This is a genomic window from Allobosea sp. 01N443, from assembly GCF_056399325.1.
In genome coordinates, this window is record NZ_JBFTRC010000022.1 from 17,042 (window position 1) to 38,903 (window position 21,862).

25 protein-coding genes are annotated in these 21,862 nt (G+C 65.9%); 13 read left to right on the forward strand and 12 right to left on the reverse strand.

The features are described 5' to 3' along the window. The first annotated feature begins 4 nt into the window (after nt 1-4). Both AC1DRP_RS08825 and cobJ read left to right on the forward strand, forming a co-directional pair. On the forward strand, nt 5-757 hold the full coding sequence (locus tag AC1DRP_RS08825; RefSeq protein WP_441507496.1) for a precorrin-2 C(20)-methyltransferase: 753 nt from the start codon (nt 5-7) through the stop codon (nt 755-757). After that, the gene (cobJ, locus tag AC1DRP_RS08830) at nt 754-1,545 is read left to right on the forward strand and encodes a precorrin-3B C(17)-methyltransferase (RefSeq protein ID WP_441507495.1); all 792 of its coding nucleotides are present in this window, start codon (nt 754-756) and stop codon (nt 1,543-1,545) included. Before AC1DRP_RS08825 ends, cobJ begins: the two co-directional genes overlap by 4 nt. On the opposite strand, the gene AC1DRP_RS08835 is transcribed toward cobJ, so the two are convergent. Further along, nucleotides 1,488-2,252, reverse strand: coding sequence for a cobalt-precorrin-6A reductase (locus tag AC1DRP_RS08835; protein ID WP_441490356.1), 765 nt, complete (start codon nt 2,250-2,252; stop codon nt 1,488-1,490). The two genes, cobJ and AC1DRP_RS08835, sit on opposite strands and share 58 nt — an antisense overlap. Between AC1DRP_RS08835 and cbiE the strand changes: the two genes are divergently transcribed. The 3 genes from cbiE to cobM are packed head-to-tail and all read left to right on the forward strand — an operon-like array spanning nt 2,251 to nt 4,651. Then, entirely contained in the window at nt 2,251-3,510 is a 1,260-nt protein-coding gene (gene cbiE, locus AC1DRP_RS08840) for a precorrin-6y C5,15-methyltransferase (decarboxylating) subunit CbiE (protein WP_441490357.1), read from the forward strand. The two genes, AC1DRP_RS08835 and cbiE, sit on opposite strands and share 2 nt — an antisense overlap. Continuing rightward, a complete protein-coding gene (locus AC1DRP_RS08845) occupies nt 3,489-3,887 on the forward strand; it encodes a cobalamin biosynthesis protein (RefSeq protein WP_441490358.1) in 399 nt (132 codons plus the stop codon). Before cbiE ends, AC1DRP_RS08845 begins: the two co-directional genes overlap by 22 nt. Beyond that, entirely contained in the window at nt 3,884-4,651 is a 768-nt protein-coding gene (cobM, locus tag AC1DRP_RS08850) for a precorrin-4 C(11)-methyltransferase (RefSeq protein WP_441490359.1), read from the forward strand. Before AC1DRP_RS08845 ends, cobM begins: the two co-directional genes overlap by 4 nt. 11 nt (nt 4,652-4,662) lie before the next feature. On the opposite strand, the gene AC1DRP_RS08855 is transcribed toward cobM, so the two are convergent. Then, entirely contained in the window at nt 4,663-5,766 is a 1,104-nt protein-coding gene (locus AC1DRP_RS08855; protein WP_441490360.1) for a cobalt-precorrin-5B (C(1))-methyltransferase, read from the reverse strand. Between the two features lie 56 nt (nt 5,767-5,822). Between AC1DRP_RS08855 and AC1DRP_RS08860 the strand changes: the two genes are divergently transcribed. Further along, nucleotides 5,823-7,151: a cobyrinic acid a,c-diamide synthase CobB gene (locus AC1DRP_RS08860; RefSeq protein ID WP_441507494.1), complete on the forward strand. Its 1,329-nt coding sequence runs from the start codon at nt 5,823-5,825 to the stop codon at nt 7,149-7,151. Then, nucleotides 7,148-7,771 (forward strand): 5,6-dimethylbenzimidazole synthase, encoded by a 624-nt coding sequence (bluB, locus tag AC1DRP_RS08865; protein WP_441507493.1) that lies wholly within the window; start codon nt 7,148-7,150, stop codon nt 7,769-7,771. Before AC1DRP_RS08860 ends, bluB begins: the two co-directional genes overlap by 4 nt. A 123-nt stretch (nt 7,772-7,894) precedes the next feature. On the opposite strand, the gene AC1DRP_RS08870 is transcribed toward bluB, so the two are convergent. From AC1DRP_RS08870 to AC1DRP_RS08890, 5 genes are all read right to left on the reverse strand, one after another. Then, complete coding sequence (locus AC1DRP_RS08870) at nt 7,895-8,551, reverse strand: 3-oxoacid CoA-transferase subunit B (RefSeq protein ID WP_441507492.1); 657 nt, start codon at nt 8,549-8,551, stop codon at nt 7,895-7,897. A 13-nt stretch (nt 8,552-8,564) separates the two neighbouring features. Next, entirely contained in the window at nt 8,565-9,272 is a 708-nt protein-coding gene (locus tag AC1DRP_RS08875) for a CoA transferase subunit A (RefSeq protein ID WP_441490364.1), read from the reverse strand. A gap of 147 nt (nt 9,273-9,419) precedes the next feature. Continuing rightward, nucleotides 9,420-10,043 (reverse strand): Isoquinoline 1-oxidoreductase subunit, encoded by a 624-nt coding sequence (locus AC1DRP_RS08880; protein WP_476768311.1) that lies wholly within the window; start codon nt 10,041-10,043, stop codon nt 9,420-9,422. Then, entirely contained in the window at nt 10,043-12,220 is a 2,178-nt protein-coding gene (locus AC1DRP_RS08885) for a xanthine dehydrogenase family protein molybdopterin-binding subunit (protein ID WP_441490366.1), read from the reverse strand. Before AC1DRP_RS08885 ends, AC1DRP_RS08880 begins: the two co-directional genes overlap by 1 nt. 3 nt (nt 12,221-12,223) lie before the next feature. Next, on the reverse strand, nt 12,224-12,682 hold the full coding sequence (locus AC1DRP_RS08890; protein ID WP_476768312.1) for a (2Fe-2S)-binding protein: 459 nt from the start codon (nt 12,680-12,682) through the stop codon (nt 12,224-12,226). Nucleotides 12,683-12,877: 195 nt separating this feature from the next. On the opposite strand from AC1DRP_RS08890, the gene AC1DRP_RS08895 reads away from it, so the two are divergent. The 6 genes from AC1DRP_RS08895 to AC1DRP_RS08920 all read left to right on the forward strand — a co-directional run bounded on the left by AC1DRP_RS08895 (nt 12,878) and on the right by AC1DRP_RS08920 (nt 18,526). Further along, nucleotides 12,878-13,501 (forward strand): TetR/AcrR family transcriptional regulator, encoded by a 624-nt coding sequence (locus AC1DRP_RS08895; protein WP_441507490.1) that lies wholly within the window; start codon nt 12,878-12,880, stop codon nt 13,499-13,501. Nucleotides 13,502-13,680: 179 nt separating this feature from the next. Continuing rightward, nucleotides 13,681-14,445, forward strand: a complete 765-nt coding sequence (locus AC1DRP_RS08900; protein WP_441507489.1) for an ABC transporter ATP-binding protein — start codon at nt 13,681-13,683, stop codon at nt 14,443-14,445. After that, the gene (locus AC1DRP_RS08905; RefSeq protein ID WP_476768313.1) at nt 14,435-15,178 is read left to right on the forward strand and encodes an ABC transporter ATP-binding protein; all 744 of its coding nucleotides are present in this window, start codon (nt 14,435-14,437) and stop codon (nt 15,176-15,178) included. The genes AC1DRP_RS08900 and AC1DRP_RS08905 overlap by 11 nt, the downstream gene beginning before the upstream one ends. Nucleotides 15,179-15,219: 41 nt before the next feature. Continuing rightward, a complete protein-coding gene (locus tag AC1DRP_RS08910) occupies nt 15,220-16,425 on the forward strand; it encodes an ABC transporter substrate-binding protein (protein ID WP_441490371.1) in 1,206 nt (401 codons plus the stop codon). Nucleotides 16,426-16,611: 186 nt separating this feature from the next. After that, a complete protein-coding gene (locus AC1DRP_RS08915; protein WP_476768314.1) occupies nt 16,612-17,499 on the forward strand; it encodes a branched-chain amino acid ABC transporter permease in 888 nt (295 codons plus the stop codon). Between the two features lie 34 nt (nt 17,500-17,533). Continuing rightward, nucleotides 17,534-18,526, forward strand: a complete 993-nt coding sequence (locus tag AC1DRP_RS08920) for a branched-chain amino acid ABC transporter permease (RefSeq protein WP_441507487.1) — start codon at nt 17,534-17,536, stop codon at nt 18,524-18,526. Nucleotides 18,527-18,528: 2 nt separating this feature from the next. Here AC1DRP_RS08920 and AC1DRP_RS08925 read toward each other — a convergent pair whose 3' ends face one another. The 5 genes from AC1DRP_RS08925 to AC1DRP_RS08945 all read right to left on the reverse strand — a co-directional run bounded on the left by AC1DRP_RS08925 (nt 18,529) and on the right by AC1DRP_RS08945 (nt 21,817). Further along, entirely contained in the window at nt 18,529-18,909 is a 381-nt protein-coding gene (locus AC1DRP_RS08925; RefSeq protein ID WP_476768315.1) for a c-type cytochrome, read from the reverse strand. Further along, nucleotides 18,906-19,910, reverse strand: coding sequence for a Vgb family protein (locus AC1DRP_RS08930; RefSeq protein ID WP_441507485.1), 1,005 nt, complete (start codon nt 19,908-19,910; stop codon nt 18,906-18,908). The genes AC1DRP_RS08925 and AC1DRP_RS08930 overlap by 4 nt, the downstream gene beginning before the upstream one ends. Nucleotides 19,911-20,007: 97 nt before the next feature. After that, nucleotides 20,008-20,643: a 2-hydroxychromene-2-carboxylate isomerase gene (locus AC1DRP_RS08935; RefSeq protein ID WP_441507484.1), complete on the reverse strand. Its 636-nt coding sequence runs from the start codon at nt 20,641-20,643 to the stop codon at nt 20,008-20,010. Nucleotides 20,644-20,651: 8 nt separating this feature from the next. Next, nucleotides 20,652-21,182 carry an isochorismatase family protein gene (locus AC1DRP_RS08940; protein ID WP_441507483.1) on the reverse strand — a complete coding sequence of 177 codons (531 nt, stop codon included), beginning with the start codon at nt 21,180-21,182 and terminating at the stop codon, nt 20,652-20,654. Beyond that, entirely contained in the window at nt 21,179-21,817 is a 639-nt protein-coding gene (locus AC1DRP_RS08945) for a TetR/AcrR family transcriptional regulator (protein ID WP_441507482.1), read from the reverse strand. The genes AC1DRP_RS08940 and AC1DRP_RS08945 overlap by 4 nt, the downstream gene beginning before the upstream one ends. Nucleotides 21,818-21,862 lie beyond the last annotated feature (45 nt).

Genomic DNA, 21,862 nt, shown 5'->3' on the forward strand with positions numbered 1-21,862 from the left:
GAGCATGGACCGGTCCTTGCCCCAGAACGCAGGCACCCTGCTCTTCGGCGTCGGCCTGGGGCCCGGCGACCCCGACTACATGACGGTCCGGGCCCGCGACATCATCACGACCGCCGACCGGCTGGTGCATTTCTGCAAGAAGGGCAGCCGTGGCAATGCCCGCGTGACAGCCGACGCGGTGATCCCGCCGGATCCAGCGCGCGAGATCGTGCTCGCCTTTCCGGTGACGACCGAGGTTCCTGTCAGCGAGGACGGCTATACCGGGCCGATCGCCACCTTCTACGATGAATCCGCCGAATTGCTCGCAGCCGAGATGGCGGCGGGCCGGACCGTCGCGGTGCTCTGCGACGGCGATCCGTTCTTCTACGGTTCCTTCATGCATCTATGGCGGCGCCTCGCCCACCGTTTCCCGACCGAGGTTGTACCGGGCGTCACCGGCATGGCCGGCGCCTGGGTTCGTGCAGGTGCCCCGATCACCTGGGGTGACGACGTCATGACCGTGCTGCCCGGCACCTTGCCCGAGGCGGAACTGCGTCGTCGCCTGGTCGACACCGATGCGGCCGTGATCATGAAGCTTGGTCGCAACCTGCCGAAAGTACGCCGCGCGCTGAAGGCAGCCGGGCTGATCCATCGCGCGATCTATGTCGAGCGGGCAACGATGGCGGGGCAGGTCGTGACCCGGCTCGATGAGAAGACCGATGACGTTGCCCCCTATTTCTCGATGATCCTCGTTCCAGGCGAGGGCCGGCGGCTATGAGCGGCTCGCTCACCATCGTCGGCCTCGGCCCTGGAGAGCCGCACTGGCTGACGCCGGCTGCACAAGCCGCGCTCGAAGCGGCTACCGACCTCGTCGGGTATGGTCCCTATCTGGACCGACTGGCGGTGCGCGGGGGGCAGACGAAGCACGCATCCGACAACCGGGTCGAGATCGCACGCGCTCGCTATGCGTTGCAGCTTGCAGCCGAGGGTCGCGCAGTCGCGGTGGTATCAGGCGGCGATCCCGGCGTCTTCGCGATGGCAGCGGCGGTGTTCGAGGCACTCGAGGCCGGCGAAACCGGCTGGCTTGCGCTGCCGATCAGCGTCGAGCCCGGGATTACCGCGATGCTCGCCGCAGCGGCGCGGGCCGGCGCGCCGCTTGGCGGCGATTTCTGCGCAATCTCGCTCTCTGACAACCTCAAGCCCTGGGACGTGATCACCGCGCGGCTGGAAGCGGCGCTGAGCGCCGATTTCGTGATCTCGCTCTATAACCCGATCTCGAAGGCTCGGCCCTGGCAGCTCGGCGAGGCCCTAACGCTGGCTGCCCGGCATCGCGCGCCTGAAACACCCGTGATCTTCGCGCGCGCTGTCGGACGACCGGACGAAGTCCTGCGCGTATTGCCGATGAGCGAGGCTGTGGGGGCGGCAGGCTCGGCCGACATGGCAACGCTCGTGATGATCGGTGCCTCGAGCACGCGATCGATCGCCCGCCCGGGCCAGGCGCCGATCGTCTATACGCCGCGTTCGGTGACGAAGATCCCCTGCGCCACCAGCCAGGGCAGGACCTGATCGATATGGTCGACGGTTGCGACATCGGGTTTGGGCGGCCGCTCGACCATGATCACGGGAAGGCCGAGCCGGCGCGCCGCCGTCAGCTTGCCGACTGTCGCCGGACCGCCGGAATTCTTCGAGACGAGAATCTCGATGCCCTCCCGGCGCATCAGATCCTCCTCTTCATCGGCCTCGAACGGGCCGCGCTGCTGGATGACCTTGATGCCGTTGAGCGGCAGCCGGTCGCCGATCGGCTCGATCACCCTGACGAGATAATGGTGCTGCGGCGCGTCGGCGAAGGCCGGCAGCTCGAGCCGTCCGACCGTCAGGAAGACGCGACGCGGCTGCGTGCCCAGCGTCTCGACTGCAGCTTGAATGTCCGGCACCGAGCGCCAGCGATCACCCGGCCGCGGCTTCCAGGATTCACGGCGGATCGCGATGATCGGCACGTTCTCGGCCTTGCAGGCCGCCTCCGCATGGAACGGCATGATAGCTGCGAAGGGATGCGTGGCATCGACCACGGCAACGACCCGGTTTTCTATGAGATAATGCCGCAGGCCTTCGATGCCGCCGAAACCACCGACACGCACCGGCAGATTGAGGGGTTTGGGATCGGAGGTATGTCCGGCCAGCGAGACAACCGCGCGGATTTCCGGCGCCTGGTCAGCAAGAAGCTGATCAAGCGCGACAGCTTCGCTGGTGCCGCCGAGGATCAGGACCGTCATGACATTGTTTTCGCCTGAATCCGACGAACTGTCGAGGGCATCCGCCTCGGCCACCGAGCCTTGGCTCTCCCTCGTCGGGCTTGGAGAAGACGGCCGCGCCGGGCTTTCGCCGGACGCGCTTGCCGCGCTTGAAGGCGCCGAGCTCGTCTATGGCGGCGCCCGGCATATCGCCCTGATCGGGCCGGTTGCGGGCGAGGCTGCGCCCTGGCCGCAGCCCTTCCGCAATGCGCTGCCGCTGATCCTCTCGCAGAGAGGCCGCAAGGTCTGCGTGCTCGCCACGGGCGACCCGTTCCATTACGGAATCGGTGCCGGCCTGGCGAAGGCACTCGGCCCGGACGAGATGCGGATCTATCCGCAGCTCTCTTCCTTTGCGCTCGCCTGCAACCGGCTGCGCTGGCCGCAAGAGGAATGCGGCCGCGTCTCGCTGCATGGTCGTGCGCTGGAACGCATCATCCCCTTTCTGCAGCCGGGCCGGCGCGTGCTCGCTCTGTCCTGGGATGGTTCGACCCCGGGAAAGCTGGCTGAATTGATGAGCGCACGCGGCTTTGGTGCCTCGCGCCTCGTGGTGATGGAGGCGCTCGGCGGTCCACGCGAACGTATCCGCGAGTGCAAGGCGCAGGCCTTCGATCTCGGCACAGTCGACCCGCTCAACCTGATCGCGCTGGATCTGGTCGCAGAGCGTGAAGCGCGTATCCTCCCACTCGCCTCCGGACTGGATGACGACTGGTTCGAGCATGACGGCCAGATCACCAAGGCCGATATCCGTGCGATCACGTTGTCCGCCCTGCGACCCCGTGCTGGAGAACTGCTCTGGGATGTCGGCGCCGGTTCGGGCTCGATCGGGCTCGAATGGTGCCTGCGCAATCCCGGCAACCAGACCATCGCCTTCGAGGCCAGGCCCGAGCGGGCTGCGCGGATCACCCGCAACGGCTCAGCCCTCGGTGCGCTCCGAATCGAGGTCGCCATCGGCGCGGCACCTGCGAGCTTTCCCGGCCGCCCGGTCCCGGATGCGGTCTTCATCGGCGGCGGCATGACCGAGCCCGGAGTTTTCGAGGCTGCATGGGGTGCGCTGAAGTCGGGCGGTCGCCTCGTCGCCAATGTGGTGACGCTGGAGGGCGAGGCACGGCTTGCGGCGCTTTACGCCGCGCATGGCGGCACCTTGCGCCGGATCGGCGTCAGCCATCTCGACGCGGTCGGCAGCATGCATGGCTGGCGCGCCGCGATGCCGGTGACACAATGGCGGGTGGTGAAGCCGTGATCGTGGCGGGGATCGGATTACGCCCGGGCACCAGCGAGGTGGATATCCTCGCCTGCCTCGACCAGGCGCTCAGGCAAGCCGGCGTGGCGCCGACCGCGTTGCGCCTCGCCACCATCTCCAGCCGTTCGCGCGAGGCGGGTCTCCTTGCCACGGCGCGGAGCCGCAACGCCGAACTCGTCGCGATTCCAGACGAAGCGCTCAAGGGCTACGAGGCCGCCTGCGCAACCCGCTCGACCCGCATCGCCTCTCTCTATGGCGTCGGCTCCGTCGCGGAGGCGGCTGCGCTTGCGGCCGCCGGCCCGGGATCGGTGCTGATCCAGCCACGGATCGCCACTGCCCGCGTCACCTGCGCGCTGGCGCGGAGCGCCACGTCATGACCATCCATTTCATTGGCGCCGGCCCAGGTGCCGCCGATCTCATCACCCTTCGCGGGCGCGACCTGATCGCCGCCTGCCCGGTCTGCCTTTATGCCGGCTCGCTGATCCCGCGCACGATGCTCGACTGGTGTCCACCGGGCGCGCGCATCGTCGACACCGCCCCGCTCGATCTCGATGCGCTCATTGGCGAGATGCAGACCGCCCATGAAGCGGGGCAGGACGTGGCTCGACTGCATTCGGGCGATCTCTCGATCTGGAGCGCCTGCGGCGAACAGATGCGTCGGCTCGATGCGCTCGGCATCCCCTTTACGGTCACGCCCGGCGTGCCGGCCTTCGCCGCGGCGGCAGCGACGCTGAAGCGCGAATTGACGCTGCCCGGCGTCGCGCAATCGCTGGTCCTGACACGCACCTCGGGCCGCGCCTCGGCTATGCCCGAGCGCGAAAAGCTCGCGACCTTCGCGGCCTCGGGCACGACGCTCGCCATCCATCTCTCGATCCACGTGATCGGACAGGTCGCCGCCGAGCTGACACCGTTCTACGGAGCAGATTGCCCCGTCGCCGTCGTCTTCCGGGCGTCCTGGCCAGATGAGCGCGTGCTGTGCGGAACGCTGAGCACGATCGTGGCCGAGGTCCAGGCCTCGGGGTTGGAACGGACCGCGCTGATCCTCGTCGGCCCCGCGCTCGGCTCGCAGGATTTTGGCGAGAGCGCCTTGTATTCCACAGGCTACGACCGGCGTTTCCGGCCGAGCGGTGGTGGCGTGTGACACGCTCGGGCTCACCCCACCTTGCGGAATGGCGTACGCGCCAGAAGGCCACCGGTGCGATCGAAAATCGCGATCTCCAGCTCACTGTCCGGCACGCCGAGGGAATGCGCGGCGTTCACCCAGGCATGCCGGCCGACGGTTTCGGCCAATGGCAACCCCTCGGCCTGGGCACGTTGCAACACCTCGAGCGCCGTATTGGCCCCGGGCACCCAGGCAGCCAGGTGCTCACTGCCGCCCGCCTCCAGAATCCGCGCCGCCAGCCAGGCGAAATCGACCGGACCCGCGCGCGAGTGCAGGTCGAGCATGCCCTGCCCGAGCTTGACCATCTTTGCGAAGCCGCCGGCGACCGTGACGCGGTGGACCGGGTGGCGCCGCAGATATTTCAGCATGCCACCGGCGAAATCCCCCATGTCGATCAGAGCCTGCTCCGACAGGCCATGGAGACGCCGGATAGCGGCTTCGGAGGTCGAGCCGGTGGCGCCTGCGACATGGGTGAGACCAGTCGCGCGCGCGACATCGATGCCGCGATGGATCGAGTGAATCCAGGCCGCGCACGAAAAGGGTATGACGATTCCGGTCGTACCGAGAATCGAGAGCCCACCGACGATGCCGAGGCGCGGATTCATGGTCTTTCCGGCGAGGGCCTCCCCACCGGGGATCGCGATGGTGACGGAGACGTCGCGCGGACCGCCCGTCGCCGCAATGACCTCCGTCAAAGCCTGCCGGATCATCTCGCGCGGCATCGGGTTGATGGCGGGTTCGCCGACCGGCAATGGCAAGCCGGGCAAGGTGACTGTGCCGACACCCTCGCCGGCGCGAAAAACAATGCCTGCGCCAGGCGCGGCCGGGCCGACCCGCGCAACCACCAGCGCGCCATGCGTAACGTCGGGATCGTCGCCCGCATCCTTGATGATGCCGGCCTCGGCGCCCTCCGCAAGCGCGGACTGCCGGGCCAGGGCAAAGGCCGGCCGCTGGCCGCCCGGCAGCGTGATCTCGACGGGATCGAGAAACGAGCCGGCCGCCCAGCCGCAATAGGCGGACTTGGCGGCGGCGGCAGCGCAAGCGCCCGTCGTCCAGCCGCGTCGCAATTCGCCTTGGGGCGGCAAGTCTTCCATGAGCGCCTGCATAGCGCAGCAAGAGGGCTCCGTCAGGAGCCCGCGGAGATCATCGCATGAGCGGAAAAGGCCTCCTCATCGCCGCGCCGCGCTCCGGCTCGGGCAAGACGACGATCACGCTCGGTTTGCAACGGGCGCTGGTGAAGCGAGGGCTGACCGTACGCGGGCTGAAATGCGGGCCGGACTATATCGACCCGGCATTCCACGCGGCCGCAACCGGCGCACCGAGCGCCAATCTCGACAGTTTTGCGATGCCGGACACCTTGCTCGGCCAGATCGCAGGCGAGGCTGCAGAGGCGGCCGATATCGTCGTCGCAGAGGGCTCGATGGGCCTGTTCGACGGCGTGCCGGGCGAGATGGGGCATACGGGCGCGAGCGCCGATATCGCGGCCTTCTGCGGCTGGCCGGTCGTGCTGGTCGTCGATGTCTCCGGTCAGGCGCAGTCGGCCGGCGCGGTGGCTCTCGGCTGCGTGCGTTATGACGAGCGCATCCGTGTCGTGGGCGTGATCCTCAACAAGGTGGCAAGCGAACGCCATCGCCGGCTTGCCTGCGCCGGCATGGAGCGGATCGGCTTGCCCGTGCTCGGAGCCCTGTCGCGCGAGGCAAGCCTGATCCTGCCCGAGCGCCATCTCGGCCTTGTGCAAGCCGGCGAGACAGAGGATCTGCATGGCCGGCTCGATGCGCTCGCAGACGCGATCTCTGCCGCGGTCGACCTCGATGCGATCCTTGCCGTGGCCGAACCGACGGACCTCCCGGTAACCCGGCATGGCGCTCCCGCCCTGCCCGCCCCGGGACGCTGCATCGCCATTGCCCGCGATGCCGCCTTCAGCTTCGTCTATCCGCATGTCGAAACCGGCTGGCGTGCGACCGGCGCAACGCTCCTTCCCTTTTCGCCGCTCGCCGACGAATCGCCGCCGGAGACTTGCGACAGCTGCTGGCTGCCGGGCGGCTACCCGGAGCTTCATGCCGGCCGGATCGCCGGCGCCAGCCGCTTCCTGGCCGGCTTGCGCCGCTTCGCGGAGACCCGGCCAGTCCATGGCGAGTGCGGCGGCTACATGGTGCTTGGCCGAACGCTGATCGATGCCGACGGCACCGCCCATGCCATGGCGAACCTGCTCTCGGTCGAGACCAGCTTCGCGAAGCGCAAGATGAATCTGGGTTACCGCCGCGCCGTGCTCCAGGCGAATGGTCCGCTGGGTTCGGCCGGGCAGGCACTGACCGGGCATGAATTCCACTACGCGACGATCATTTCGGTTGGCGATGACGCGCCCTTCGCGATGGTGACCGATCCGCATGGCTCGGCTCCGGTTCCCGCCGGCGGCCGGCGGGCGCTGGTAACCGGCTCCTTCTTCCACGCTATCGCCCGCTTCACCGGGCAGCCATGAGCGGGCCTCCGGTCTTCGACGAGGCCTTTGCGGCGCAATTCGAGACGCTGCTCGCCTGGCGGCGCGATGTGCGCCGCTTCCGGTCGGAGCCGGTGCCCGAAGCGTTATTGGCGCATCTCTTGAAGCTGACCGAACTCTCTCCCTCGGTCGGCCATTCGCAGCCCTGGCGCTGGTTGCGCGTCACGGACGCAGAGCAGCGTGCGGCGGCGCAGACCAGTTTTACGCATTGCAACGCCGAGGCGCTCGGTGACTACGCCGGCGAGCGAGCCCGGCTCTATGCCAACCTGAAGCTCGAAGGCCTGCGCGAAGCCCCCGAGCAGTTTGCGGTGTTCTGCGACCACGGCACGGAGCAAGGTCATGGGCTCGGCCGGCGCACCATGCCGGAGATGCTCGATTATTCCGTGGTCGCCGCGATCACTCAGTTCTGGCTGGCAGCGCGCATGCACGGCATCGGCGTCGGCTGGGTCTCCATCCTCGAACCCGAGGCGATCGCGGCTGCGCTTGGCGTGCCGCCGCAATGGAAGCTGATCGCCTGGCTCTGCGTCGGCTATCCGCAGGAGGAGCATGCCGATCCGGAGCTGATCCGGCATGGCTGGGAGATCGGGACAGGCCGCGACTGAGATCTCATCGCGCGTGTTCAGCGCGGCGATCCCGGGGCCGCATGCGCCGCCCCGGGATGATCTAGCCCTTTGTGTTTGCATCGGCTTTCCCGAAAACCGCAATCCACTCTTCGGGCCGATACTTTAGACCGCGACCTTGAACTTGGCCTGGGTCTTGGCCTTGATCTCATCCAGCGAAACGCCGTCCGCCAGCTCGATCAGGGTCATGCCGCCGCCATTCGCCTTGTCCACGGCGAAGACACCGAGATCGGTGATCACCATGTCGACGACGCCGGCGCCTGTTAGCGGCAGGTCGCAGGCCTCGAGCAGCTTTGCCGATTCGGAGCCGTCCTTGTTCTTGGCGACATGCTCCATCACCACGACGACCTTCTTGACACCGGCAACGAGATCCATCGCGCCGCCCATGCCCTTCACCATCTTGCCGGGGATCATCCAATTGGCGAGATCGCCGTTCTCGGCCACCTGCATCGCGCCGAGGATCGACAGATCGATATGACCGCCACGGATCATGCCGAAGGAATCCGCCGAGGAGAAATAGCTCGTCGTCGGCAGTTCGGTGATGGTCTGCTTTCCCGCATTGATCAGGTCGGGATCTTCTTCGCCCTCAAAGGGGAACGGCCCCATGCCGAGCATGCCGTTCTCCGACTGGAGCTGCACGCTCATGCCGGCGGGAATGTAGTTCGAGACCAGCGTCGGGATGCCGATACCGAGATTGACGTAGAAACCGTCCTGCAGCTCCCTGGCGGCGCGGGCGGCCATCTGCTCACGTGTCCAAGCCATGGTCCTTGTCTCCTCAAGCCGTCGGACGGGGACGGGTGGTGCGCTGTTCGATGCGCTTGACCGGGTTCGGCACATGCACGATGCGCTTCACGAAAATGCCGGGCGTGTGCATGTGATCGGGATCGATCTCGCCGGCCGGCACGAGGTGCTCGACCTCTGCGACCGTGAAGCGCGAGGCGCTCGCCATCATCGGATTGAAGTTCCGCGCCGTCTTCCGATAGACGAGGTTGCCCTCGGTATCGCCCTTCCAGGCATGAACGATCGAGATATCGGCGAAGAGGCCGCGCTCCATGATGTAGCGCTCGCCATTGAACTCGCGTTCCTCCTTGCCCTCGGCGATCAGCGTACCGACACCGGTCTTGGTGAAGAAGGCGGGAATGCCAGCCCCGCCGGCACGAATCCGCTCGGCAAGAGTGCCCTGCGGCGTGAATTCAAGCTCGAGTTCACCAGCCAGGTATTGCTGGGCGAAAAGCTTGTTCTCGCCGACATAGGAACTGATCATCTTCTTGATCTGGCGGGTTTCCAGCAGCAGACCAAGCCCCGCGCCGTCGACGCCGGCGTTATTGGAGATAAAGGTCAGGTTCTTGGCGCCGGAATCACGGATCGCCTCGATCAGGGTGTCGGGAATGCCGCAGAGGCCGAAGCCGCCGGCCATGATCGTCATGCCGTCCTTGACGATACCGGCGAGCGACGCCTTTGCGTCGGGGTAGACCTTCTTCATCGCGATGCCTTTGCCGCTGGGATCAGGGGGAGAGGAGCGTTCCTCCCAAGGACTAGCCGAGCCCATGGTGCGGTTGCAACATGGACGAGGGCGCGGGTGGGCATGCGTGCCTCCCCTCGTACCCCGAGGGGAGAAGAAGGAGCCGCGTCAGGACGCCGGACAGACGGCTCCCGTATCGACCCAGGCCTRCATAAGCGCACCGAATTGCGCATTGCTGCCTGGTGCCGGAACACGACCGAGTCCCGGGTTCCAGGCCCAGAGCACCAGGGTGTCGCTGGTGACATGCTTGACGATTGCCGCGAGGTCGCGGCTGCCATTGCGGTTCTGGTCCTTGAGCTGCTCGCAGATCTGACCGAGCGACTTACCCTCCCAGGCCATCGAGGCCGGCGCCAGCGCCCAGTGACCATCGCCCGGAATCCGCGCCGGGTCGAAATTCTGCTTTCCGTGGCAGGTCGCGCATTCCAGCCCCGGTGCGCCGTGCCCGTCCTTGCCGCGCACGACGAGCGGCTGATGCAGGCGCCTCGCATCGGCCTGCCGCGGGCGTTCGGTCGCCGGGTGGCAGTTCATGCAGCGCGGATGCTGCAGCACCGTGCCGATCTCGCCGAACAGGGCGACCGAGCGATCGCGCTGGTTGGCGATGGCGCTGAAGCTCTCGGCTGGACGCAGCGAGGCGGGCGGGGCCTGTCGCGTCGTTTGCGCCGAGGTGAGCGCGGTCCCGGCCAGACAGAGTCCCGCACCTGCCAGGACGGCGTGAAGGAGGGGCGCCCGCATCAGACCGTGCCTCCGACCATGGGCAATTGCCGCGGACGCGGTTGCCCGAGCTTTGCCAGTGCATTGGCGACCGCCGGGCCGATCGGCGGCACGCCCGGCTCGCCGACGCCGGTGGGCGCTTCGGTCGAACGGATGATCAGGACCTCGACCTCCGGCATCTCGTGAATGCGCAGCGAGCGATAGGTATCGAAATTGGCCTGGACCGGCCTGCCCTGGTCGAGCGTGATCTCGCCGTAGAGCGCATGGCCAAGACCAAAGCCGATGCCGCCTTCCATCTGCGCCCGGATGATGTCGGGGTTGACCGCGACCCCGCAATCCACCGCGCACCAGACCTTGTGAACCTTCGGCTCACCATCAGTGCCGAGCGAGACCTCCGCGATCTGGGCAACGAAGGAACCGAAGCTCTCGACCACCGCGACGCCGCGGGCGCGGCCGTCGACCGGGCCGGAGCCATTCCACTTCGCCAGTTCGGCGACAGCCTTGAGCACGCCGACGGCACGCGGATGCCGGTTCATCAGGTTAAGCCTGCCGGCAACCGGATCCTGCCCCGCCGCCTGCAGCAGCTCGTCGATGAAGCACTCGACCGCATAGGCCGTGTGCGTATGGCCGACGGAGCGCCACCACAGGGTCGGCACGCCAACCTTGGGGTTGTTCACCTCGCAGTGGAAATCGGCAATCTCGTAGAAGAGTTCGTTGGCGCCTTCGACCGAGGTTGCGTCGATGCCGTTCTTCACCACCATCGCCTCGAAGGGCGTGCCGAGGAAGAAGGACTGGCCGACGATGCTGTCGGCCCAGGCCGTGATCTTGCCGTCGTTCACGGCACCGCGCAGGCGATGCACGAAGAGCGGGCGGTAATAGCCGCCGGAGAGGTCATCCTCGCGGGTCCAGACCAGCTTGACCGGACGGTTGGGGCCGATCGCCTTGGCGACCATGGCGAGTTCCGCTGCCAGATGCTGGCTGACCTGCGCACGCCGGCCAAAGCTGCCGCCTGCCAGCATGGTCTCGAGCCTGACCTTCTCTGGCGGCAGGCCAAGGATGGTTGCGATGGTCATATGCTCGGTGGTCTGGAACTGGCTGCCGAAGCGGGCGAGCGCCTCGCTGCCATCCCATTGCAGATAACCGTCGAGCGGCTCCATCGGCGCGTGCGCCAGATAGGGGAAGACGAACTCGGCTTCGATCACCGTCCCAGCCTTGGCGAGCGCGGCCTCGGCATCGCCATGCGAACCGGCGACCACACCCTTCTGGCGGGCAAGCGCGCGATATTCGGCGATGAGTTCGCGGCTGCCGCGCTTTTCGGCCGCGCTCTCGTCCCAGGTCACTTTCAGGGCTTCGCGGCCCTTCAACGCGGGCCACATGCCATTGGCATAGACGGCGACGCCGGAGCCGATCTGCTTGACGTCGACGACGCCCTTGACCTTGAGCGCCTCGGCCGCGTCGAAGTTTCCGACCGTGCCGCCGAAGCGCGGTGGCCGGGCAACGACGACGGTCAGCATATTGGGAGCGTGGATGTCGATGGTGAACTCGGCCTTGCCGCGCGACTTGTCGGCACTGTCGAGCCGCCTGACCGCGCCCTCCTTGCCGATCAGGCGGTAGGCCGAAGCCGGCTTCAGCGGCACGTTTTCCGGTACGGCAAGCTCCGAGGCCGCCTCGGCGAATTCGCCAAAGCGTCCCTGTTTGCCGGAGGCATGGCTCAGGACGCCGGCCTCGACCTTGATCTCGGAGGCTGGGACCTTCCACGACTGCGCTGCGGCCTGGACCAGCATGGCACGGGCCGTGGCTCCAGCCTTGCGCATCTGTTCCCAGCTATTGGCGATCGCGGTCGAGCCGCCGGTTCCCTGCACGCCGAATGCGAGATTGGCATAGAGCTTGACGTCGGCCGGCGCATGCTCGCTGCGCATCTGGCCCCAGTCTGCGTCCATCTCCTCGGCGACGAGCGTCGCAAGCCCGGTGAATGGCCCCTGGCCGAACTCGATATGCTTGATCAGCACCGTGACGGTGCTGTCAGGCGCGACGCGGACGAAGGCATTGGGTGCGAAGGTGGCGTTTCCGCCCGGGCGAAACGCAGCGCCTGCCCCGGACTGGGCACGGGCCACTTGCGGGAGATGCAGCCCGATGACGAGGGCGCCAGCTCCCTTCAGCAGCGAGCGGCGGGAGAGGTTCTGATCGTGAACGGTCATGGCTCAGCCCTCCAGCGTGCGGGCAGCATCATGGATCGCGGCGCGGATGCGGACATAGGTTGCGCAACGGCAAAGATTGCCGTTCATCGCGAGATCGATGTCGCGATYGCTCGGCTTCTTGTTTTCCGTGAGCAGCGCAACCGCGCTCATCACCTGGCCCGACTGGCAGTAGCCGCATTGCGGTACGTCGCGTGCCGTCCAGGCGGCCTGAACGGCATCGGCTTCCTTGCCCGAAATCGCCTCGATCGTGGTGATCTCGGCATCGCCCACCGCCGAGACCGGCGTGACGCAGGAGCGCAGCGGCTTGCCGTCCATGAAGACCGTGCAGGCGCCGCATTGCGCGACACCACAGCCGAACTTGGTGCCGGTCAGGCCGAGATTGTCGCGGATCGCCCAAAGCAGGGGCGTATCGTCGTCGACATCGACGCTGTGCGTCCTGCCGTTGACTTTGAGTGAGACCATGGCTGCCTCCGGATCGCTGGACATGACACAGCGCGGCACCATGGTGCGGATCGAGAGGCTCGCTCTCGACGGCCCGATCTGACATATCAGAAGCGGGCGGGTGATCCGTCGTCTTGGGTCGCGCGACTAGACGAATTAGACCGTTTGAGTCTAATTGGAATAGTCGCGCTCAGTTTGGATCTTGTCAAGACTGCAATGTCCGACAGAAGCGAGAGTTCCGGCGTGGCCGCCGATGATGCCACCGGTCGCATCGATCAGATCGCCGATGCGGCCCTGCGCCTGTTTGCCCGCTACGGCTACAAACGCACCTCGATGGACGACATCGCCAAGGAAGCCGGGCTGGCCAAGGCGACGCTCTACCTCCATTTCAAGGGCAAGGATGATGTGTTCCGGGCCATGCTCGCGCTGCTCGGCAGGCGTGTCGAAGCACGTTGCCGTGAAGTCCTGATCAGCCAGGCCCCCTTCCCGGAACGCCTCACGGCACTGTTGAGAGCTCATTTCGCCACGGCCTTCGAGAGCCTCGGCACGGGTGAACACCTGGTCGAGTTGAAGGCCGTCATCGCCAGCATTGCCGGGCAGGAGCTGCTTGTCTTCGAAGACATCTTCGCCAGGCATGCGCGCAACCTCATCGAGGAGGCGCAAGCGAAGGGCGAGATCTCGCTGAAACGCACGGGCCTTAGCCCCACGATGCTGATCAACACGCTGATGCAGGCGGCCGCCGGTGCCAAGCTCGGCCCCCTGCCCTCCTGCGCGGACTACCAGCAGCGGCTCGACGCGATCGCATCGGTCACGGCTGCTGCCGTCCTGCCGACCGGCTAGTATGACAGGGCCGGCATCGGCTCTAAGCCTTTCGTCTAAACCGCCATTCCTGGGCAGATGCACATGGATTCATGCGCACGGGCGTGGCGTTGACAGGCGCGCTGCGCGCGGTGCAGCATGACTGCAAGGGGAAACGAACAATCCAAGAATCATTGAGGTGGCGACCATGTGTGCGTGGTATGTCTGAGGATATTATTCTCTCCACCTCGGGGCTAACCAAAGAATTCGCGGGATTCACCGCGGTCAATGGCGTCGACCTCAAGGTCAGGCGCGGCAGCATTCATGCGCTCATCGGCCCAAATGGTGCCGGCAAAACGACATGTTTCAATCTGCTGACCAAGTTTCTTGCGCCAACCAAGGGTTCGATCGTCTATAACGGCCAGGACATCACGCGCCAGAAGCCGGCCGAGATCGCCCGGCTCGGGCTGGTCCGGTCCTTTCAGATTTCGGCGGTTTTCCCGCAACTGAGCGTGATGAAGAACGTCCGGATCGCGCTGCAGCGCAAGCGTGGCGACTCCTTCGATTTCTGGCGGTCCGAGGATGTGCTGAAATCGCTCGATGCCGAGGCGCTGCGCCTCGTCGAGGCCGTCGGCCTCTCGACCTTTGCGGACCTGCCGGCGGGAGAACTCTCCTACGGTCGCAAGCGCGCGCTTGAAATCGCGACCACGCTGGCGCTCGATCCGGAGATGCTGCTGCTCGACGAACCGATGGCCGGAATGGGCCGTGAGGATGTCGAACGCATCGCGGCGCTGATCCGGAAAATCTCGGCCAACCGCACCATCCTGATGGTCGAGCACAACCTCTCGGTCGTCGCCTCACTCTCCGACCGCATCACCGTGCTGGCGCGTGGGCAGGTGCTTGCCGAAGGCGACTACGCCACGGTCTCGAAGGATCCGCGCGTGGTCGAAGCCTATATCGGATCGGGAGTCGGCCATGCTCACTGAGGCGACCGGGGCCGCAGCGCCTGCGAGCGCTGTCAAACCGCTGCTCGCGGTCCGCGGGCTCGAGGCCTGGTATGGCGAGTCGCATGTGCTGCATGGCATCGATTTCGACGTCGCGCCGGGCGAAGTGGTGACCTTGCTCGGCCGTAACGGCGCCGGCAAGACCACGACGTTGAAGTCGATCATCGGCATCATGGGCAAGCGCAAGGGCTCGATTTCGTTCGACGGTACCGAGACGATCAACCTGCCCTCGCGCACCATCGCCCGGCTCGGCATCGGCTTCGTTCCGGAAGAACGCGGCATCTATTCGAGCCTGAATGTCGAGGAGAACCTTCTGCTGCCGCCGCAGGTGAAGCCGGGCGGATTCAGCCTCGACCAGATCTTCGAGCTCTTTCCCAATCTGAAGGAGCGGCTGAAGAGCCAGKGCACCAAGCTGTCGGGCGGAGAGCAGCAGATGCTGGCGATCGGGCGCATCCTGCGCACGGGCGCGAATCTCCTGCTGCTCGACGAGCCGACCGAGGGGCTGGCCCCCGTGATTATCGACCAGATCGGCCGCACCATCGCGAAACTGAAACACGATGGCTTCACCATCATCCTGGTCGAGCAGAATTTCCGCTTCGCCGCAACGGTGGCCGACAGGCACTATGTCGTCGAGCAGGGCAAGGTGGTCGACATGATTCCGAACGAGGCGCTTGAGCGAAACATCGACAAGCTCCACGGTTATCTCGGGGTTTGAACAATCGCGTCGAGAACGACGTCATTTCAGGGAGGGACGGCATGAAACTCAAGACATTGCTGCTGGGCAGCGTATTTGGCGCGCTGCTGGTGAGCCCGGCGCTGGCGCAGCAGATTTCCGTCAAGGCCGGTGTGCTCAACGACCGTTCCGGCCTCTATGCAGACCTCTCCGGCGAAGGCTCGGTGGTTGCGGCCCGCATGGCCGTCGAGGATTTCAAGGCCGCCGAGAAGGGCATCAAGGTCGAGATCATCTCCGCCGACCACCAGAACAAGCCCGATGTCGGCTCGACCATCGCCCGGCAATGGTACGATCAGGACGGCGTCGACATCATCCTTGACGTGCCAACCTCATCGGTGGCGCTGGCCGTCAACCAGATCACCAAGGAAAAGAACAAGATCCATATCAACTCGGGCGCAGCGACCTCAGACCTCACCGGCAAGGCCTGTTCTCCGAACACGATCCACTGGACCTATGACACCTATGCCCTCGCCCAGGGCACGGGCGGCGCCATGGTGAAGGCCGGCGGCGACAGCTGGTTCTTCCTGACCGCCGACTATGCCTTCGGTCACGCTCTGGAGCGCGACACTGCCGCGATCGTCACCAAGAACGGCGGCAAGGTGCTGGGGGCCGTACGCACGCCCTTCCCGGGCACCGATTTCTCGTCGTTCCTGCTCCAGGCTCAGGCTTCCAAAGCCAAGGTCATCGGCCTCGCCAATGCCGGCGGCGACACGATCAACTCGATCAAGCAGGCGGGCGAGTTCGGCATCGTTGCAGGCGGGCAGAAGCTCGCGGGGCTGCTCGTCTTCCTCACCGACGTGCACGCGCTCGGCCTGCAGACGGCGCAAGGCCTGGTCCTGACGGAAGCCTTCTACTGGGACACGAACGACCAGACCCGTGCCTGGTCGGAGCGCTTTGCGAAGGCCCATGGCGGCAAGAAGCCAACCATGGTCCAGGCCGGCGTCTATTCCGGCATGCTCCACTATCTCAAGGCCGTGGAGGCTGCGAAGAGCAAGGATACCGCGGCCGTGATGGCCAAGATGAAGGAATTGCCGACCGACGATCCGCTCTTCGGCAAGGGGTCGGTCCGCGTCGACGGCCGCAAGATGCACGACATGTACCTTTTCGAGGTCAAGAAGCCGTCCGAGTCCAAGGCACCATGGGATTACTACAAGCAGATCGCGGTTCTGCCGGCAGAACAGGCCTTCAAGCCGCTCAGCGAGAGCGAGTGCCCGCTCGTCAAGAAGTGAACGAGGCTTCGTCCGCGCTTGCTTGGTTCCTGCGTCATCCCGGGCGATCCTAGGGAGACCCGGGATCCACATGCTCCGGCACATCTCCCGGGTCGGGTCTTCGGCCGGCCCGGGATGATGGCAGCAGGAGATGGCGTATCCGTACGTCGGTCCTTGGCAGCATTTTCAGGATGAGTTGAGCAAGGCATGTTCGAGCTTCTCGGAATCCCACCACAAGCGCTGTTCGGCCAGGTCCTGCTTGGCCTGATCAACGRCTCGTTCTATGCCATCCTCAGCCTCGGGCTGGCGGTGATCTTCGGGCTGCTCAACATCATCAACTTCACCCATGGCGCGCAGTATATGATGGGCGCCTTCGTGGCCTGGATGTGCCTGAACTATCTCGGCATCAACTACTGGGCCGCATTGCTGCTGGCACCGCTGATCGTCGGGATCGTGGGCGTCCYGATCGAGCGGTTCCTGATCTCGCGGCTGGCCCATCTCGACCATCTCTACGGGCTGCTGCTGACCTTCGGCCTCGCACTGATCATCCAGGGCCTGTTCCGCAACAATTACGGCTCGTCGGGCCTGCCCTATCAGATCCCGCCGCAGCTGGCGGGCGGGCATAATCTCGGCTTCATGTTCCTGCCGAACTACCGCGCCTGGGTCGTCATCGCGTCGCTCGTCATCTGCCTGGCGACCTGGTTCGTGATCGAGAAGACGAGGCTCGGCGCCTATCTTCGCGCCGCCACCGAGAACCCGACGCTGACACAGGCCTTCGGTATCAATGTGCCGCTGCTGGTGACCCTGACCTACGGCTTCGGCGTCGCTCTGGCGGCGTTCGCCGGCGTGCTCGCGGCGCCGATCTACTCGGTCAATCCAAACATGGGGGCCGACCTGATCATCGTCGTCTTCGCCGTCGTCGTGATCGGCGGCATGGGCTCGATCATGGGCGCGATCGTCACCGGGTTCGGCCTCGGCCTGATCGAAGGCGTGACCAAGGTTTTCTATCCCGAAGCGTCCGCGACCGTGATCTTCATCATCATGGTCCTGGTGTTGCTGGTGAAACCAGCCGGGTTGTTCGGGCGGCCCGCGTGATGGCACCGTCCCGCATGATTGGAAGGAGCTGACCATGGCCGACGCGCTTTCCGCCGACGTTCCCGCGGGCGGCCTCGCAGTCGCCGAGACCACGAAGGGAACCGAGCGCCTGCATCGGGCGATCTTCATCGGGCTCGCGGTCCTGGTCGCCGTCGCGCCTTTCCTCGCCTATCCCGTCTTCGTGATGAAGGTGATGTGCTTTGCGTTGTTCGCGCTCGCCTTCAACCTTCTGCTTGGCTATGGCGGTCTGCTCTCCTTCGGCCATGCGGCCTATTTCGGCATGGCAAGCTATGTCAGCGCCTATACGGCCAAGAACTGGGGCTTGACGCCCGAGCTCGCGATCCTGTCCGGGACGCTGATCGCCGGTATGCTTGGCGCCGTCTTCGGCTCGCTCGCGATCCGCCGGCAAGGCATCTACTTCGCCATGATCACGCTGGCACTGGCGCAGATGGTGTTCTTCTTCTCGCTGCAGACACCGCGCTTCACGGGCGGCGAGGACGGCATCCAGTCAGTGCCGCGCGGCAAGCTCTTCGGCCTGATCAGCCTCGCCGACGACCGGGCGCTGTATTACGTGGTCGCAGTCATCTTCATGGCCGGGCTGCTGCTGATCTACCGCATCATCCATTCGCCCTTCGGCCAGGTCTGCAAGGCGATCCGGGACAACGAGCCGCGCGCGATCTCGCTCGGCTACCGCGCCAATCGCTACAAGCTCGCGGTCTTCGTCCTTTCGGCTGCGCTGGCGGGGCTGGCGGGCGCGACCAAGGCCATCGTCTTCCAGCTCGCCTCACTCACCGACGTGCACTGGTCAATGTCCGGCGAGGTCGTGCTGATGACGCTGGTCGGCGGTCTCGGAACCGTGTTCGGGCCGATCGTCGGTGCGCTCGTCATCGTCTCGATGCAGAATTATCTCGCCAGCCTTGGCGCCTGGGTCACGGTCGTGCAGGGCGTGATCTTCGTGATCTGCGTGATGCTGTTCCGCGAGGGCATCGTCGGCGTGATCTCGAGGGCCATCAAGCGACCGCTCTGACGTCAGCGCGGCCGCATCAGGAAATCAGCGACGGCTGCCCGGTCGGCCTCGCGGGCGAGCCCGGGCGCGCTCATCCAGCTGCCTTTGAACATGGCCTCGGGATCGGCGAGATAGGCTTTCAGCCGCTCCGCGTCCCAACTGAGGCCCTGCGCGCCGGCCGCTTTCAGCGCCGGCGAGTAATCGAAACCTGTGGCCGTGCCGATGCGGCGGCCGGACAGGCCGGCGAGATGCGGACCCGCCATGCCCGGCTTGGCCGGGTCGAGGCTGTGGCAGGCCTGGCAGGTCGCGAACAGACGCTCGCCCGCCCCGCTCTCCTGGGCTGCGCCAGGCTGCGCGGCAAACAGAACCGMCGTGATCGCAGATGCGACAGGCGCGCTCCTCACGCCTGCTTCACCGTCTGGATCCGAACAAGTCGGTCATTGCCGCTCTCGCCGCCCCAGGCCTCGCCGGAACGCCCGTCCATCTGGCGGACATTGGCGCCGGGCTTGTCGCTCGGGAGACTGCTGAAGGCTTCGGTGACGGGATCGAAATGGACGATGGCATTGGCCGAAAAGTCCGTCAGCCAGACTTTGTCCGCATCATCGACATAGACCGAATAGGTGCGCGGTTTGTCACCCGGCAATTTCCATGTCTTCCAGCTGTTGCTGAGCGTGTCATAGGCCGAGACATTGCCGGAATTCCATTCGCTGACCCAGATGCGATTCTTCGAATCCGACCAGACCCGCCGCGCGCCCTGACCAGGCGTCGGTGGTTCGACCACCGTGATCTCGAAGGTGCCGGGATTGATCTGGGCAATATGGTTGCCCGCCAGCGAGGCGTACCAGATCTCGCCGGAGGGCGTTCTGGTGATGCCATAGGCGCCCGGCCCGCGTGGCGCATCCTTGATCTCCATCCTGGCGGTCTTCGGATCGAAGCGACCGACGATCCCATTCTGGCCCGTGAACCAGAGAATGCCTTCCTTATCGAAGACCCCGGTATTGAGATTGGCGCTCTCGCGCCCCGCTGGCAGCTTGAAGAGATCGACCTTGTGGGTCTTGTCGTCGACGCGGGCAATGGCGTTCTGGCCACCTTCCGTCACCCAGGCGGCTCCGTCCGGGCCCCTGATCACGCCATGGGGTGCGGCCCCCTGGCCGAGTTCGACCACCTTGAGCTGGCTCGAACGCGGATCGAAGCGGCCGAGCGTGCCGTTGCGCTGACCGCAGACCCAGATCGTGCCGTCGCCGGCATCGGTGACATCGCGCGAGCCCTTGATCGCGGGGATATCGAAATAGGTGATGTTGAATCTGGACCCCGGCGCCGTCGGTCCGGCCGCCGCCGCCCGGCCGACCAGGGCCGGCGCCGCAAGCCCGACGAGGCCAAGCTGAAGAAAGGACCGGCGCAGCATGAAGCGTCTCCTCCTGTACCGGCCGGGCGCAACGCCTCGGCCGGTTTCCAGCTTGGGACGACAAGATGGTGAAACTGCGCCGACTCTCCCCTGCCGCTCAGAGCTGCCGTCGAACTCCGACGGGCAGGCTCGAAACCCGCGCCATTTCGCCGCTCAGGAAACGTTCCGGCGCCACCAGATAGTCACGCGCCATCGTCATGGCGTCGACGCCCCAGAAGACTTCGCCGTCGATCAGCAGGCTCGGCACGCCGAAGACCCCCGCCGCGACGGCCTCTTCCGTGGCCAGGCGCAGCGCATCCTTGACCGGCTGTTCGCCGATACGGCCGAGCGCAGCAGGATCTCCGGCCGCGGCCGCCACCTCGGCCAGCACGGCTGGATCGTTACCGTCGCGCCCCTGCCCCCAGATCAGCCGAAAGGCTTCGCGGACCGCGCCCTTCTGCCCATCGAGCGCGGTCAACAGGCGCAGCATGGCGAGCGGGTTGAACGGGTGGCTCGGCGGGAAGCGGAAGGGCACGCCCAGCGATTGGGCCAGGTGCGTCGCGAGACGATAGGTGTGGACACGCTTCGGCGCGATCTCGGCCGGGCCGAGCTGGCCCCAATGCTTGAGCACGGCACCAAAGACGATCGGCTTCATCACGACAGGCCGCAGCTCTTCAATCGCGTCGAGCTTCGTCAATGCCAGATAGGCAAAGGGTGAGATGAGGTCGAAATACCAGATGGCAGGCTTGGTCATTCGCATCCTCATTTGATCAGCTTGGACACGGCGCGGAATTGCGGGTGTTCCGCCGTCCGCAGCCATTCGAACAGGACCATCTCGGTCGTGACCATCTCGGCGCCATGAGCGGACATGCGCCGGATCGCAGCCTCCTTGTTCTCCGCAGCGCGTGAGCCGATCGCGTCCTGCACCACGAGGACGCGGCGCCATTGCGTCAGCAGCCCAAGAACCGTCTGGCCGACACAAACATGCGCCTCGCAACCGCAGACAATCAGCTCTTCGTCCTCTTCCAGCGCGCCGAGAAAGGCCGGTTCGGCACAGGCATCGAAGCTCATCTTGGTCACCACCGGACCGGCGCCCGACAGTTCCGGCACCGTGCTGCCGAGCCCGGCCGGGTTCTGCTCGGTCATCACCACGGGAACATCGAGCAGGGCCGCCGCCTCGACGAGCCGTCGTGCATTCGCGACCATGCGCGGCCCGTCATGGATCACGGGCATCAGGCGCGCCTGAAAATCGATGATGACGAGGCGGGCGCGCTCGACCTTCAGCAGTGTCATGGACGCTCTCCCTTCATCAGCAATTGTCCGATCTGGACATCGACATAGCGTTCCATCAGGGCGCGCGCCTGCGCCCCGAACATCCTCAGCCGCTGCGTATGGGCGAGCAACAGCACGCCCGAAGCATGGGCGAAGGCATCGGCCATGGCCAGCCGTGCCGTCTCCTGATCGCGGCCCATCTGTTCGACCGCGTGCCTGATTGGCGAGAGCCCCGCCTCCAGGGCCTCGTTCAGGGCCTTGTCCCGCTCGCGGCCGAGCCCATGGGGGCGCATGCCGCCACGGAACAGGTAGAAGCCGAGATCGAGATCCCTGGGATGAGCCGCATAGAAATCGAAGAAGGCGAGCGCTGCCAGGCGGAAGCGGGCTTCCGGCGTAGCAGCCCCTTCGACCGCCTTGTCGACATGGTCGCGCAGTGCCGACAGCGACTGGCCAAGGACCTCGGCATAGAGCGCCTCCTTGGAATCGAAATGGAAGTAGAGCGCCGCCGGCGTGTAGCCGGCCTCAGCCGCGATGCCGCGCAGCGAGGCGCCATCCAACCCATCGCGCTCGAAGATCGTGCGTGCGGCGTCGAGGATCAGCCCGCGCCTGAGTTCCGTGACCGCCCGCTTGCGGCGACCTCGCATCGTCTCGGCCACTGCCACCTCAGCATCGCTCCAGATTTGAGTTGACGAAAATTCTAA